The sequence below is a fragment of the Fibrobacter sp. UBA4309 genome (assembly GCF_002395745.1).
In the GTDB taxonomy this organism is placed as follows: Bacteria; Fibrobacterota; Fibrobacteria; order Fibrobacterales; family Fibrobacteraceae; genus Fibrobacter.
Map to the genome: position 1 here is coordinate 66,413 of NZ_DGUN01000074.1, position 12,672 is coordinate 79,084.

At 56.3% G+C, this 12,672-nt stretch carries 12 protein-coding genes; 5 read left to right on the forward strand and 7 right to left on the reverse strand.

The features are described from left to right. Nucleotides 1-7: 7 nt before the first annotated feature. The 3 genes from B3M32_RS10510 to B3M32_RS10520 all read right to left on the reverse strand — a co-directional run bounded on the left by B3M32_RS10510 (nt 8) and on the right by B3M32_RS10520 (nt 2,933). On the reverse strand, nt 8-598 hold the full coding sequence (locus tag B3M32_RS10510; protein ID WP_290746491.1) for a nitroreductase: 591 nt from the start codon (nt 596-598) through the stop codon (nt 8-10). A 1-nt stretch (nt 599) separates the two neighbouring features. Beyond that, complete coding sequence (gene argA / locus B3M32_RS10515) at nt 600-1,958, reverse strand: amino-acid N-acetyltransferase (RefSeq protein WP_290746494.1); 1,359 nt, start codon at nt 1,956-1,958, stop codon at nt 600-602. A 66-nt stretch (nt 1,959-2,024) separates the two neighbouring features. Next, nucleotides 2,025-2,933 (reverse strand): FKBP-type peptidyl-prolyl cis-trans isomerase, encoded by a 909-nt coding sequence (locus tag B3M32_RS10520; protein WP_290746497.1) that lies wholly within the window; start codon nt 2,931-2,933, stop codon nt 2,025-2,027. 350 nt (nt 2,934-3,283) lie between these two features. Here B3M32_RS10520 and B3M32_RS10525 point away from each other — a divergent pair, with 350 nt between their 5' ends. Both B3M32_RS10525 and folD read left to right on the forward strand, forming a co-directional pair. Continuing rightward, nucleotides 3,284-3,520 (forward strand): hypothetical protein, encoded by a 237-nt coding sequence (locus tag B3M32_RS10525; RefSeq protein WP_290746500.1) that lies wholly within the window; start codon nt 3,284-3,286, stop codon nt 3,518-3,520. 103 nt (nt 3,521-3,623) lie between these two features. Further along, nucleotides 3,624-4,463, forward strand: coding sequence for a bifunctional methylenetetrahydrofolate dehydrogenase/methenyltetrahydrofolate cyclohydrolase FolD (gene folD, locus B3M32_RS10530; protein ID WP_290746503.1), 840 nt, complete (start codon nt 3,624-3,626; stop codon nt 4,461-4,463). Nucleotides 4,464-4,625: 162 nt separating this feature from the next. Here the strand turns inward: folD and B3M32_RS10535 are convergent, their stop codons facing one another. Genes B3M32_RS10535 through B3M32_RS10545 form a run of 3 tightly spaced genes read right to left on the reverse strand, consistent with a single transcriptional unit; the run spans nt 4,626 to nt 6,989 of the window. Beyond that, on the reverse strand, nt 4,626-4,955 hold the full coding sequence (locus B3M32_RS10535) for a hypothetical protein (protein ID WP_290746506.1): 330 nt from the start codon (nt 4,953-4,955) through the stop codon (nt 4,626-4,628). Between the two features lie 46 nt (nt 4,956-5,001). Beyond that, on the reverse strand, nt 5,002-6,207 hold the full coding sequence (locus tag B3M32_RS10540; protein ID WP_290746509.1) for an ABC transporter permease: 1,206 nt from the start codon (nt 6,205-6,207) through the stop codon (nt 5,002-5,004). 23 nt (nt 6,208-6,230) lie between these two features. Beyond that, a complete protein-coding gene (locus B3M32_RS10545) occupies nt 6,231-6,989 on the reverse strand; it encodes an ABC transporter ATP-binding protein (protein ID WP_290746512.1) in 759 nt (252 codons plus the stop codon). A gap of 172 nt (nt 6,990-7,161) precedes the next feature. On the opposite strand from B3M32_RS10545, the gene B3M32_RS10550 reads away from it, so the two are divergent. Next, entirely contained in the window at nt 7,162-9,633 is a 2,472-nt protein-coding gene (locus B3M32_RS10550; RefSeq protein ID WP_290746515.1) for an OmpA family protein, read from the forward strand. A gap of 70 nt (nt 9,634-9,703) precedes the next feature. Further along, on the forward strand, nt 9,704-10,687 hold the full coding sequence (locus B3M32_RS10555) for an NAD-dependent epimerase/dehydratase family protein (RefSeq protein WP_290746518.1): 984 nt from the start codon (nt 9,704-9,706) through the stop codon (nt 10,685-10,687). 3 nt (nt 10,688-10,690) lie between these two features. On the opposite strand, the gene B3M32_RS10560 is transcribed toward B3M32_RS10555, so the two are convergent. Then, a complete protein-coding gene (locus tag B3M32_RS10560) occupies nt 10,691-11,107 on the reverse strand; it encodes a GtrA family protein (protein WP_290746521.1) in 417 nt (138 codons plus the stop codon). A gap of 32 nt (nt 11,108-11,139) precedes the next feature. Here B3M32_RS10560 and B3M32_RS10565 point away from each other — a divergent pair, with 32 nt between their 5' ends. Continuing rightward, a complete protein-coding gene (locus tag B3M32_RS10565) occupies nt 11,140-12,630 on the forward strand; it encodes an acetyl-CoA hydrolase/transferase C-terminal domain-containing protein (RefSeq protein WP_290746524.1) in 1,491 nt (496 codons plus the stop codon). Nucleotides 12,631-12,672 lie beyond the last annotated feature (42 nt).

The following is a 12,672-nucleotide window of genomic DNA, read 5'->3' on the forward strand; positions in this document are numbered from 1 at the left end:
TGCACTCCTACACGAACACGACTTCGTTGCCGACGCGCGGGGATTCCGCGCGGTTCGGCAGGCCCGATTCGGTATCGGCGTAGCCGATGGCAACGGAGGCGTACACACGCTCGTCTTCCTTGAGACCGAGAGTGCGCAAGTATTCGAGAATTGCCGGATCCTCGTTCAGCCACTTGAGCTGGTTGATGTAGCAGCTGCCTAAGTTCAGCTCGTTCGCCGCAAGCATCATGTTTTCCACGGCACAGGCGACATCGGCCATGTTGTTGCCGTATTCCTTCTTGTTCGCGACCACAATCAGCACGGGTGCCGTATAGCAGAAGGAATAGTTCCCCTTGCGGGCGAGCGTGATGGAATTCTTGAGGCTCTTGTACAGGTCATCGCGGAGTTCCATCTTCGCGAACGCAGCCTGCACCAGTTCCTTGAGTTTCGCAATCACCGAAGCATCCGAAATCACGAAGAAGTGATTCGTCTGAGCGTTGCCACCGGTAGGCCCGAACTGGCCCGCCTCGGCAATCTGCTTCAACTTCTCGAGTTCCACAGGCTGTGCCTTGAACTTGCGGGTACTGCGACGTGTGTGTATTGCTTCAAGTGCGTTCATACTACTTGTCCAGCGGCAGCACCAAAATGCGCGAGTTACGCTTCTGGTTGTAGTTGTCCCGCTTGCTCTTGGGCAAGTCCTCGACCGTCCCGTCTTCGAATCCGAACGGGTAGAACCAATCGAGAGCCTGCGTCGTAAGTAGGAACAATTTCTTGTAGCCCTTCATGCGCCCGATGGAAATCAGGTGCCGTACAATCGCATCGCCGATGCCCGACTTGCGGTAGTTCGCGCCCACGGCAATGCCCGCAATTTCGGCCATACCGTCTTCGAAGGCGTGCAAGGCGCCACAGCCGTGAATACTGTTGTCGATGCTGTACACCACGTAGTCCTTGAGCTTTTCGGAAATGCTTTCCTGCGTGCGCGGCACCAGGTAACCCTTCGCGATGTAGTCCTGCATAATCCGGAGGATATCCGGAATGTCCTCGATGTTCGCGGGCCTGATACTGGAATACTGGTTCGCGTACACCATGGTACCGTCGCCCCGCGCGCTGAATACTTCTTGCAGCACGCTGCCCTGGAATTCACCGCTTAGCAGGTGAACGCGGTTCGCGCCCGCCTCGCAAGCATGGATGGCGTTCATCAGGTAATCCATCTGCGCAAAGTTCAGCATGTCGGAATTGAGTTCCAACAGTTCCTTCGCCTGGTCCACGTCCAAAGCCGAAATCACGCCCGACTCGGTGGGCTCCAGGTACTTGGTGTTCTTCCCTGTCACGAGTCCCTTGAGCTTGATACCGTTCTCGTTACCGATGAAGAACAGCTTGCCCACCTTCATGTACTTGCAGATTTCGGTCGCCAGTTCGGTGGAGCTGATATTGTAGGCATGCCCGAGCTTGTTCCAGCCGATAGGCGGAATGATGGGCACGAACTTCTCGTTCAAAAGCTGGTCGAGTATGTCGCGCTGGATACGTTCGATCCGGCCCGTCCTCATGTAGTCCACGCCGTCAATGACGCCGAGGCTCCGCGCCAGCACCCAGTTGCCCTGGATGCCGCTCAGGCCGCTCGCCGTGAGGTGGCTCATGATGCGCTGGGCAACACCCAAAGACGCCTGCTCGATGAGGGGCAGGGCTTCTTCGCTCGTAAGCCGCACGCCGTCGTGGAACTTGGAATCGATTTCCCAAGCCTTGAGCTGCGCGTCGATACTCTTGCGCGTACCCGGCACGATAATGATGCGGATACCCGCCTTGTGCAACAGGGCGATATCTCGCATGAGCACCGGGAACAGGGGGTGGTCCATGAGGCTGTCGTCAATCTTCAAGATGAAGAGCTGGCCCTTGAACCGGTCCATGTAACCGAAGACTTCCCGGATGAACCCGGCGACTTCGAAGTGCTGAGAGTAAAAATCAGACGCAGACTTGTTCATGCCTATAAACATAAAAAAACACGGCCCCCGTCAAGGGACCGTAATTCAATAAAGTGTTAAATTAGCCTATTTCTTGGCTGCCGGCTTCTTTTCGGCAGGTTTCTTCTCGGCCTTGGCGGCGGGTTTCTTGTCGTCGGCCTTGGGGGCTTCGGCGGCTGGCGCGGCGCTGTCGGCCGGGGCTACGGGCACTACGGCTGCGGTATCTGCGGCCGGGGCCTCGGCGTAGACCTTCAGGAGTTCAACTTCGAACACCAGGAGCGAGTTTGCCGGAATCAGCGGCGGGACGCCCTCTTCGCCGTAGGCGAGAGCGCTCGGAATCCAGGCCTTCACCTTCATGCCTTCCCTCATCACCTGGAGCAGGTCCTGCCAGCCTTCGATGACGGCGTTCACCGGGAATTCCAGCGGTTCGCCACGCTTGACGCTGTTGTCGAATTCGGTCCCGTCGAGGAGGGAGCCGATATAGTGGACCTTGACCTTGTCGCTAGCCTTCGGGGAGATGCCGGTCGAATCCGCATTCTTGAGGACCTTGTACTGCACGCCCTTGGGGGTTGTCTTTACGGTCGAATCCATGATGTTCTTGGCAAGGAAGGCCGCCTGTTCGTCGAGGGCCTTCTTGGCAGCGGCGGCTTCGTCGGTCTCCTTCTTTTTCTGCATCAGGAGCAGGAGGTCTTGAAGGGCGGTTTCTGCCGCGGTGTCGTTCAGCAATACCTTGCGGGTGGAATCCGTCTCGTCGAGGATGGCGGACATGAGCACGTCCATCTTCAGGGGAACGTTTACGTTGGCGATGGCCTTGCCCAGGTCCATACCCAGGGCGTAGCTATAGCGGTCTTCCGGGCTGTCAAGAGAAACCTTCTTGCTCTGTTCGGGTGCCGGAGCGGGATTCGGGTCCACGGCAGGTGCGGCATCCTTGTTTCCGCCGCAGGCTACCAGGGCGAACATCCCGAAAATTGCTGGAAAATACTTGGCAAATGTCATTCATTACCCCTTCAAATACAGGATTGTGCCCTACTAAGTTAGCAAAAAAAGGTGCGTTACATCACAATCGGGGCTGCATCGTGGTCCGGAGAGCCCGAATGAGAACAGTGGGCGAACACTTTTTTGAACCGCATTTTACAGGATTTGTCCATAGTGGACAATCTTTTACACGACCCAAAAACCCCAAAACCGTTCAAATTTCGCCACTTTTTGTGGATAAGTCCTTGATTCAGACGGACTTCTAGAGGTTTTTCCATTGTTACGGAAAACATACAAACCCCTTGGTTTTGCCAGAAATATTTATAAATTTATACACAATAAGAGGAAAAACTCCACAAGAGGATAACTCCATGATGAACCACTTTGAACATTATTACGAATCAGCTACTGCGAGCAAGAAGCAGTTTGACGCTTCGGTAAGCAGTGTGAAGGAAGCTCTTCAGGATTCTCTCAGAATGAGCGACGCCCCGATTTACGTCCGTTCCAACAGCAGGCCTAGCAACACGGGCTGGCTCCGCGGCTCCCTTTCTTACCCGTGGGCAATCGTCTGCATCGTGATTCCGGCGATGCTCGACGTGATCATGTGATTGTCTCCTTTTTTTAACAATGCTTGGCGCTCCCCTTTTGAGGGGAGTTTTTTATTTCTATCTTTGACCCTGCAAGCGGGCGTTTTGCCCGAACGGAGACCTTATGGCAGCACTCATCCTCGACGGCAAGGCACTCGCCAAGACCACTGAAGAAGAACTCAGCGCCCGCGTGGCGAAGCTCAAGGAAAAGACGGGCAAGACCCCCATCCTTGCGACCATCCTGGTGGGCGACGACCCGGCCAGCGCCACTTACGTGAAGATGAAGGGCAACGCCTGTGCACGCGTGGGCATGGAAAGCATCCGCGTGGCAATGCCGAAGAACACCACCACGCAGGAACTCCTCGACAAGATCCAGGAACTGAACGAGAATCCGGACGTGCACGGAATTTTGCTGCAGCATCCGGTACCGCGCCATATCGACGAACGTGCAGCCTTCGAGGCCATCGACGCCCGCAAGGACGTGGACGGCGTGACCTGCCTCGGCTTTGGCCGCATGGCGATGGGCGAACCCGCCTACGGTTGCGCGACTCCCGCCGGCATCATGCGCCTGTTGAAGGCCTACAACATCCCGCTCGCAGGCAAGCATGCCGTAGTCGTGGGCCGCAGTGCCATTCTCGGAAAGCCGATGGCCATGATGCTCCTGAACGCGGACTGTACCGTGACCATCTGCCACAGCAAAACGCAGAACCTCCCCGAATTCGTGAAGCGGGCCGACATCCTCGTGGGTGCCGTGGGCAAGCCCGAGTTCATCAAGAAGGAATGGATCAAGCAGGGTGCGGTCGTGGTCGACGCCGGCTACCATCCGGGTGGCGTGGGCGACATCGAGAAGGGCCTCGACGACGTGGCATCTGCCTACACTCCGGTCCCCGGCGGCGTTGGCCCCATGACCATCAACACGCTCATCTACCAGAGCGTGGAATCCGGCGAGAAGTATTTAGGCTAAACGTCATCCTGAGAGTAGCATCGAAGAAGCGGGACTATGGTTCCGCTCTTTATGTTTTGGCCTGGATTTCTACCCAAAGGGCATAACTCAACTAAGGAAACAAGTTTCCAAGTTTCGTTTATTGGCTTCGCCTCGGAATGACGTTGAAACGTAGGGCGCGGACTAGCGTCTAGTTCTTTCCAGCTCGACGGCGTCTGCTTCGGGGGAGTTGGGCGAAATCATGTCCTTGAGGACCTGGCCCACAAATTCTGCCCCGACACCGATGACGGCTCCGGTAAGGGCGTCACCCTCTTCTTCCTTGTTCACCGATGCGATAGCTCCCGAGGCGGCCTTGTTGTTTTTCTGGTGGAGGCTGTCCGAATAGACCATCGGCATCTTGTGCGTCTGGCCGGAAAGGTTGACGGTATCGTTGGTGGGTGCCGGTTTTTTTTGTACAAGTTGCCCAAAGCTGAGCGACATTCCCAAAAGTAGCCAGATACAAAAAAATTTCATGTGCCCAAATATAGTAAAGCGCCTGTTCCTGGTAAACGAAAAATTTTTATTCAAATCGCAAAGCTTCGATAGGGTCGAGTTGGCTTGCCTTGCGGGCGGGGTACCATCCGAAAAAGACTCCGGTGGTAAAGCAAACGGCAAAGCTCACGATAACGCTCGTGATGGACACGCTCATGGGCCAGTTCATCGCAATCTTGACCGTTTCGGAGGCGGCAATGCCGAGCGCGATCCCGATGGCGCCGCCGAGCAGGCTGATAATGACGGATTCGAAGAGGAACTGGAGCAGGATATCACGGCCGCGGGCGCCTATGGCCATGCGGAGGCCGATTTCCTTGGTGCGTTCGGTCACGGACACGTACATGATGTTCATGATGCCGATTCCGCCTACGAACAAGCTAATGCCGGCAATGGCCGTCAGCACGAGTGAAAGCATGTCGGATGTGCTCGTGACCATCTGGATCATCTCTTCTTGCGTAAAGACGCGGAAGGGGTCGGTGGGCTTTGTCCAGCTGCGGCGTTCCTTCAATATGCCCATGATTTCTTCGGTCGCCTTTTCGGCGTAGCCTTCGCCGATGGAGTTCGCGTAGATTTGGCGGATGTTCGTGGTGGCGTTGAACCGCTTCATCACCGTCTGGTAGGGTGTAAAAATCACGTCGTCGTTGTCTTGCCCGAAATCGCCGGAGCCTTTGGCTTTCAGGGTGCCGATGACCTTCAAGGGAATGCTCTTGTAACGGATGGTCTTGCCGATGGGGTCGCCTTCGGGGAACAGGTTTTTCACGACAGTCTGGCCAATTACGCAGACTTTGGCCATGCGGTCTGCCTGGTCGTCGAACATGACGCCGTCTTCGATTTCGTAGTTGCGGATTTTCAGGTAGTCGGCCGATACGCCGCTCAATGCCGTGGGGGAGTTGTTGTTGCCTACAATGGCCTGCCCGCCAACGGTAATCATGGGCGAGACGCCGTTAATGTAGGTGGCGTTTTCGCGGATAGCAATCACGTCGGCTTCTTCGAGCGATTCGGTGGATTCCATCTGCACGCCGCCGCGACGGTCGCGGTTCGGCATGATGATGATGGCGTTCGTGCCCATGGCGGTCATCTGTTCCTTGATCGACTTCTTGGAGCCTTCGCCCATGGCGACCATGGTGATGACGGCCGCGACGCCGATGACGATGCCGAGTACGGAGAGGAACGTCCGCATGCGGTTGCGGAGCAGGGCACGGATGGCGATTTTTATGAGAGTTAGTGGGGACATCGTCAATTATCCATTATCAATCATCAATTATCAAAATTCTCCGGCGGAGGGAGTGCTTCGAATGCGGTCTTCGCGTCTTGCACGGTTTCGTTCTTGACGTCCTTTTTCAGGAGTCCGTCGCGCAGCGTGATGGTGCGCCCGCTGAAGGTCGCGATGTCGGGTTCGTGCGTCACGAAGGCGATGGTTTTCCCCTGTCGGTTGAGTTCCTGGAAAATCATCATGATTTCGTAACTGGTGCGCGTATCCAGGTTTCCTGTCGCTTCGTCGGCGAGGATGATTACGGGATCGTTCACCAGGGCGCGCGCAATGGCTACCCTCTGCTGCTGCCCGCCCGAAAGCTGGTTTGGCAGGTGGTTCATGCGGTCGACGAGCCCGACCCTTTCGAGCGCTTCTACGGCGCGGCGGCGCCTTTCGGCAGAGGAAATTTTCGAGTTGTACAGCAGCGGAAGCTCGACGTTTTCGATAGCGGTGGTGCGGCTTAGCAGGTTGTAGCTCTGGAAGACGAATCCCAGCTTTTGGCTGCGTATCTTGGCGAGAGCGTCGCGTTTCAGTTTTTCGGTGTGCTCGCCGTCCAATATATAGTGGCCGGATGTCGGACGGTCCATGCAGCCCAAAATATTCAGCATGGTGGATTTCCCGGATCCGCTGGTACCCATGATGGTCACGAATTCACCCCTGTGGATATCGAAACTCACCCCGCGCAGCGCATGCACGGTCTCGTCACCCATCTTGAAGTCGCGGTGGAGGTTCTTTACAGAAAGTATCGGCGTCTCGGTTGTCATATCTGTAAATTTTGATGATTAATGATAAATTTTCGTTGCATTTCGCGCCTCTGAAGATAACTTTTTTTCATAAAAGGCGCTTGTTGACGCATAATTCTTGATTCCTGTACTTGAAATGAATTCATTTTCTATAATTAAAAATGTCTAGAATGATTAACAACAAGGGGTCAATATGAAGGGAATATTCGCCTTATCCTTGGTTGCTGCGAGTATCGCTTTTGCCCAGGCTGGGCTTCAGGGTGGTTCGGACGGCTTCCATCAGCACAATGCGTATACGCTAGGCCAGTGGGGTTTCTCCGTTGGTACGGGTGGAGACGTGTCTAACGATTCTTGGTCCTTCTCTCGCGGCGGAAACTTCCGCGACGAAGGCGGCCATCAGTACTCCTTCGAGGACTGGGCTGGATCGTTCTCCGGGAATTTCAACATGTCTGTCGGCATGCTGAGCTTTGTCGACCTCGGTGCCGTCCTCCCCGTCTATTATGAACATGCCCACGAATCGGACGGCGTTGCCGCGAAGAACGGCATGTGGTCTGCCGGCTTGGGCGATATCGACATGTGGATGAAGATTCGCGCTCCGTTCGGCAACGAAAGGACCGTTTTCGCCCTTGCGGGTATTTTCGACCTCTATGCTCCGACGGGCACGACTTCTGCAGGTGTGCGTCCCCGCCACGTGTGGTATCTGGACGATAACGGATACACGCATCCGTATACATCCGAGGCATGGACCGGCGGTGCAGGTCTCGTGATGACTTTGGACTTTACCAAGATTGGCGCCCCCATTCGCGTGAACGGCCATGGCAGCTATGTGCATACCTTCGGCCTTGACGAATCCGACGCCGTGATTTACGATGCCGGCCTCAACCTGATCGTGAGCGAAGGCCTGGACATGTTCCTGGAATACTCCGGCGAAATGCGTGTCGAAAATACCAGGTTCCCGCGCGATGCGATGGTTGACCCCATGTACATCACTCCGGGCTTGCGTTTCCACCTCGGACGCAATGTCGACATGGGCATCGGTCTTGATTTTGCTGTGCGCAACTTCAAGAACTTCAACTACGACCCGAAGAAGGAGATGAAGGGTTGCTCCGACTACACCATCGCTTACAAGGGTAAGAGCGACTCCAAGGCTTCTTACTGCTATACCTCCGGCCCGCTCTACGCGGCTGTCGCCATGTTGAACTGGCATATCGGTGGAACCCCGATGGTCAAGGACGAAGACTCCGACGGCATTTCCGACGCCAACGACCAGTGCGCCCATACGCCCGAAAAGGCTACGGTTGACTCCGTGGGTTGCCCGATCGATACGGACAAGGATGGCGTTATTGACGGTTACGACAACTGCGCGAACACTCCGGAAGGCGCTACGGTTGACTCCGTGGGTTGCCCGAGCGATACCGACGAAGACGGTGTGTTCGATGGCATCGACAAGTGCCCGAGGACCAAGAAGGGTGCTGTGATCGACGTGACCGGTTGCGAAGGTGACTATGACAAGGACGGCGTCGAGGACTCCAACGACCGTTGCCCGAATACTCAGCCCGGCATTATCGTCGACACGACGGGTTGCCCGGCCGATACCGATAAGGACGGCGTGTTCGACTCCTTCGACAAGTGCGCCAATACTCCGGTAGGCCTGCCTGTGGATTCTACGGGTTGCGCGGCTGACGCCGACAAGGATGGCATCCCGGATGCTCTCGACAAGTGCCCGAACACGTCTGTCGGTATCCCGGTTGACTCCACGGGTTGCCCGGCCGACGCCGACAAGGATGGCGTGCCCGATGCTCTCGACAAGTGCCCGAATACTAGAGTCGGTGCCCAGGTGAATGCCGATGGCTGCGAAGGCGACTTCGACGGCGACGGCGTGCCCGACGCCCTTGACCAGTGCCCGAACACCAGGAAGGGAGTCCCGGTTGACACGACTGGCTGCCCGACCGATGCCGACAAGGACGGCGTGCCCGATGAACTCGACAAGTGTCCGAATACCGCTATCGGTTCTACTGTCGATGCCAATGGCTGCTCTCTCGACTTCGACAAGGACGGTGTCCCGGACGATCTCGACAAGTGCCCGAACACCAAGGAAGGCGTGACGGTCGACTCCACCGGTTGCCCGCTGGATGCCGACAAGGATGGCGTCTCTGACGGCGTCGACAAGTGCCCGGATACTCCGAAGAACGTTTCTGTCGACAGCACCGGCTGCCCGATGGATACCGACAAGGACGGCGTGGCCGACTACCTCGACAAGTGCCCGTACACTCTCGAAGGCATCAAGATCGACGGCAAGGGCTGCCCGACCGACAAGAAGCAGGATTTGAACAAGCTCAAGCAGGGTATCGAGTTCAAGACCAACTCCACCAAGTTCACCAAGAACAGCTATGGAACCTTGAACGACATCGTCGCTTTGATGCAGCAGATCCCGAACTCCAAGCTCGAAGTGCAGGGCCACACGGACAACGTGGGTAGCGCCAAGAAGAACAAGGAACTCTCCGAGAACCGTGCTCTTGCCGTGGTCAACTACCTCGTGATGAAGGGTATCGAAGCGAGCCGCCTGCGCGCTGTCGGTTACGGTGGCGAAAAGCCCATCGCAAGCAACGGCACCAAGAAGGGCCGCAAGCAGAACCGCCGCGTGGAACTCGTTCCGTTCGAATAATCGGCTAGAACTGTAAATGAAAAGGCTCCCTCCGGGGAGCCTTTTTTTACATTTTGCGGCGGAGAAAAAAATGGCAAAGAAGGTTCTAGTTACAGGTGCCGCCGGTTTCATTGGTTGTGAGGTCTCCTTGATCTTGCTTTCGAAGGGCTACACGGTGGTAGGCATAGACAACATGAATTCCTATTACCAGGTATCGCTCAAGGAAGACCGCCTGAAGCGCCTGGACCATGCCAACTTTTCTTTTCACCGGATGGACCTCGCCGATGCTCCCGCTATGGCAAGTCTCTTTGAACGCGAGAAGTTCGATGGAGTCATCCACTTGGGCGCGCAGGCTGGCGTGCGTTATAGCCTGCAGAATCCGCAGGCCTATGTCGACAGCAACATTACCGGGTTCCTGAACGTGCTGGAATGCTGCCGCAAGTTCCCGGTGGAACATCTCGCGTATGCGTCGAGCAGCAGTGTGTACGGACGCAATACCAAGACGCCGTTCTGCACCGACGATCCCGTGTGCAAGCCTTCGAGCCTTTATGCGGCGACCAAGCGCAGCAACGAACTGATGGCTGAAACCTATTGCCACCTGTTCCAGGTGAATGCGACCGGACTCCGTTTCTTTACGGTATATGGCCCGTGGGGAAGGCCCGACATGGCTCCGTGGCTCTTTGCCGATGCCATCATGCACGACCGCCCCATCAAGGTGTTCAACAACGGTAACATGATGCGTGACTTTACCTACGTGGCCGACATTGCCGGCGGCGTGGTGAAGGTATTCGAGGCTGGGGCTGCCCGCATGGATGCTCCTGGTGCCGAAGCGGAACATCGCCTTTATAACATCGGTCACGGCAAGCCCGTGAATCTGCTTGAATTCATCGAGACACTCGAAAAGCACCTGGGCAAGAAGGCGGAGAAGAACTTTATGCCGATGCAGCCCGGCGATGTCGAGGTGACGTGGGCCGACACGACCGCACTGGAAAAGGACGTGGGCTATACGGCCGATACCGACCTGGATGTCGGAATCAAGGCCTTTGCCGAATGGTTCAAGGGATACGTGCGCTAGCGGCTAGCGCTTGAACACCCATTTTTTGTACAGCAGGAAACTGGCGATGACGTAGACCACGTTCGCGACGATGTTCGCGAAGTACGTGGGCTTCATGAACTTAGAAATCCACGTGGTGAACGGCGCTGTCCAGGATGCGTTCACGAGCAGGTAGGCGCAAAGCTCCAGTACCAGCAGGTTCAGGGCGTAGCTACAGAGGAACACGACGAGAAACCGGAAGACCTCGGTGCGCTTCTTGTTCTTGCTCTTGAAGTTCCAGATGCGGTTCATGAGGTAACTGTTGATGCCGCCCGCGACAAAGCCCAGGAAGTTCGACAGTTCCAGGTTCCAGTCCAGAATCTGGTGCAGCACCCACACCGTGGCGAGCGTGATGAGCGTGTTCAGTACGCCGATGATATTGTACTTGATAAAGTGGATCACACTAGGAAGATAGAAAAATTTATCTTTACGCCATGGACTGGATTGCTAGCAAAAAGTGCAGTGCCGCGGCTGCGGCCGAAATGATTCAAGACGGTGATATTCTCGGAGTTTCCGGCTTTACGCTGGCGGGTTATCCGAAGGCTGTTCCGCTCGCGATTGCGGAGCGGGCGCAACGCCTCCATGAGGCGGGCGAAAAGTTCCAGGTGACCCTTTTCGCGGGCGCCTCGACAGGCGATAGCTGCGACGGCGCCCTTGCGCGCGCGAAGGCGATGAAGCTCCGTATGCCTTACCAGAGCAATCCGAGCCTGCGCAAGGGAATCAACGACGGCAGTGTCGACTACATCGATGCGCATCTCGGCAAGATGGGCTATCTCGTGCGCACCGGTGCCGTGCCTGCGCCGACTGTCGCCATTATCGAGGTCAGCGCGATTATGCCCGACGGCCGTGTCTGCCTTTCTACATCGGGCGGCAATTCCGTCACGTACCTGGAGATGGCGCAGAAAATTGTCTTGGAACTGAACACGCGCCTGGGCGACAGCTGCATGGGCATGCACGATTGCGCCCTTCCCGAACTGCCTCCGCATGCAAAACCGCTTGCCATCTATTCTGCCGGTGACCGCGTCGGCGAAGATACGGTCCGTATCGATACGAATAAAGTAATTGCTATCGTGGAGAATGACGGCTACGACGAGGTGACCCCGTTCGTGGAACCCGACGAAGTCTCGAGAAATATCGGTGAGCGCATCCTGGACTTTATCCGCTTCGAGGAATCCCACGGCAGGCTCCCGAAGGGCATGGCTTTCCAGAGCGGCGTAGGCAAGATCGCGAACGCGGTGCTCTGCGCCATGGCCAATGACGACCGTCTCGGCCAGATAGATTTGTTTACCGAAGTCATCCAGGAGGCGGTTCTTCCGCTCCTCAAGAAGGGCAAACTCGGTATCGCTAGCGGTACCGCCCTCACGCTGTCGCAGGCCGCACAGAAAGAATTCGTGGAGAACGCGAAGGATTGGAAACGCCATTTCGTGCTGCGCCAGCAGGAAGTGAGCAATAGTCCCGACCTCATCCGTCGCATTGGCGTAATCTCGATGAACACCGCGCTGGAAGCGGATATTTTCGGGAATGTGAACAGCTCGCTGGTCTGCGGTTCCGCGATGATGAACGGCATCGGCGGCTCGGCGGATTTTGCCCGCAACTGCGCCCTCGGCTTCTTCTTGACGCCGTCGGTAGCCAAGGGCGGTGCCATATCGAGCATAGTCCCTTACGTGAGCCATGTCGACCACACGGAACACGATACGCAGATTTTTGTGACGGAACAGGGCCTTGCGGACTTGCGCGGGCTCCCGACCGAAGAACGCGCCCGCCTGATCATCAGGAACTGCGCACATCCGGATTTCCGTGACGAGCTGACGGATTTTCTGGAGTACGGGTTGAAGCATGCCAAGGGACTGCACCAGCCGCTGCCGCTCGACCGTGCCTTCGAAATGCACTCCCGGTTCCTGAAAACGGGCAAAATGCACGAATAATGCTTTTTTTGGATTATATCCAACGGGCGGCTATTGGAAAAA

Bases quoted from the DNA above. Each gene is read 5' to 3' on its own strand.
- B3M32_RS10510 (WP_290746491.1), bottom strand. From the start codon at position 598: ATGAACGCACTTGAAGCAATACACACACGTCGCAGTACCCGCAAGTTC.
- argA (WP_290746494.1), bottom strand. From the start codon at position 1,958: ATGAACAAGTCTGCGTCTGATTTTTACTCTCAGCACTTCGAAGTCGCC.
- B3M32_RS10520 (WP_290746497.1), bottom strand. From the start codon at position 2,933: ATGACATTTGCCAAGTATTTTCCAGCAATTTTCGGGATGTTCGCCCTG.
- B3M32_RS10525 (WP_290746500.1), top strand. From the start codon at position 3,284: ATGATGAACCACTTTGAACATTATTACGAATCAGCTACTGCGAGCAAG.
- folD (WP_290746503.1), top strand. From the start codon at position 3,624: ATGGCAGCACTCATCCTCGACGGCAAGGCACTCGCCAAGACCACTGAA.
- B3M32_RS10535 (WP_290746506.1), bottom strand. From the start codon at position 4,955: ATGAAATTTTTTTGTATCTGGCTACTTTTGGGAATGTCGCTCAGCTTT.
- B3M32_RS10540 (WP_290746509.1), bottom strand. From the start codon at position 6,207: ATGTCCCCACTAACTCTCATAAAAATCGCCATCCGTGCCCTGCTCCGC.
- B3M32_RS10545 (WP_290746512.1), bottom strand. From the start codon at position 6,989: ATGACAACCGAGACGCCGATACTTTCTGTAAAGAACCTCCACCGCGAC.
- B3M32_RS10550 (WP_290746515.1), top strand. From the start codon at position 7,162: ATGAAGGGAATATTCGCCTTATCCTTGGTTGCTGCGAGTATCGCTTTT.
- B3M32_RS10555 (WP_290746518.1), top strand. From the start codon at position 9,704: ATGGCAAAGAAGGTTCTAGTTACAGGTGCCGCCGGTTTCATTGGTTGT.
- B3M32_RS10565 (WP_290746524.1), top strand. From the start codon at position 11,140: ATGGACTGGATTGCTAGCAAAAAGTGCAGTGCCGCGGCTGCGGCCGAA.